Annotated in this window: 2 protein-coding genes; one reads left to right on the top strand and one right to left on the bottom strand. The window is 43.9% G+C overall.

What is annotated here, in order from left to right; genetic code table 11:
- The coding region (locus R7Q47_RS24530; protein ID WP_318089846.1) for a DUF2254 family protein at positions 1–363 on the bottom strand (363 nt) is incomplete at its 3' end.
- 303 nt (positions 364–666) lie between these two features.
- Here R7Q47_RS24530 and R7Q47_RS24525 point away from each other — a divergent pair.
- On the top strand, positions 667–1,332 hold the full coding sequence (locus R7Q47_RS24525) for an SDR family oxidoreductase (protein ID WP_318089844.1): 666 nt from the start codon (positions 667–669) through the stop codon (positions 1,330–1,332).
- Positions 1,333–1,401 lie beyond the last annotated feature (69 nt).

The following is a 1,401-nucleotide window of genomic DNA, read 5'->3' as shown; positions in this document are numbered from 1 at the left end:
GATGATACCTACCAAACTAAACAAGAATGAGCCAAGAAAAGTCGCCAGAGCATTTTGCGTTGTGCTGTCTTCCATCAATAGCTTGGTAGCTCTAGGAGTGACCCCCGCACTGGCCGCGCTGTACGCTGAAACCCTAATGTTGAGTGAAAACGTCGTCACCGCCAGCATCGACGTCGCGAGAATATTCAATATGTTATTCAGCAGCTCATTACTGACATTGATGGTGGGAGGCAGGGTAATGAATTTATTTAAAACAATAGAGATCAGGGCGGTTACAACAGCAAGTAAGGCGAAAAGTGATGTACGAACCCACAGTTTGCGTGTCATTTGTTTAAGCAGCCACTGCCATTTGGAGCCGGTCATTCTCATGTGCCTCTTATCTTTAGTGAGAAAGTCGATAGGAAATTCAAAACATTATTCTTTGTTTAAGCATAGGTGAAATTTCCGGGTTCTCTTTGTGCTTGATGGGCTTCGTGATCAAGGTACTGGTATCCGAACCATTGGATAGTTTTGAAAACTATTGGGCATATTTAGAAGTTAACGAGCGTTAAAATCAGAAAGTCATGCTGCTTCAAAGAATGGCGTTCGTAAGATGTGAATCAGCCTATATTCCGTTACCTTAATTGGTACACACATTAGAAAGCACTTTTACGAACGAGGTAGAAAATGATTGTAATCACAGGTGCAAGTAGCGGCTTAGGGGCGGAGTTGGCCAAGCTTTATGATGCGGAAGGGAAAGCCACTTATCTGACTGGCCGAAGTGAGAGTAAGCTCTCTACAGTCACAAACTGCTTATCGAACAATGTTGGCTATCGAGCTTGTGATCTCGCATCCCATCAAGAAGTGGAACAATTGTTTGAACAATTAGATTCTATTCCGAGCACGGTGGTTCACAGTGCAGGCAGTGGGTACGTTGGGTTGTTACAAGAGCAAGATCCAGAGCAGATTCAAACCTTAATAGAGAATAATCTCAGCTCAGCGCTTAACGTGCTGCGGGAGTTGGTTAAGCGATACAAGGATCAGCCTGTTAATGTAGTGATGATCATGTCTACTGCGGCTCAGCAGCCCAAAGCTCAAGAATCCACATACTGCGCTGTGAAATGGGCAGTCAAAGGATTGATTGAATCGGTTCGTCTGGAGCTGAAAGGTAAGCCAATGAAGATTATTGCCGTGTATCCGGGAGGAATGGCGACGGAGTTTTGGGAAACCAGTGGTAAGAGCTTGGATACGAGTAGCTTTATGAGCGCAGAAGAAGCAGCATTAATGATACATGGCGCACTCGCTAACATTGGCAACGGCTACGTTTCTGATATTACAGTGAATCGACTGTAAATCTTTTCTAAACAAGAGAATTTTACGCGGTTTTTTGTGAAGATGAATTTGATTTTCTTCTCTGAGCTT

The sequence above is a fragment of the Vibrio sp. Vb0349 genome, assembly GCF_033338975.1.
The sequence above is the reverse complement of the archived record's forward strand: the minus strand, read 5'-3'. Positions and strand labels throughout refer to the sequence as shown.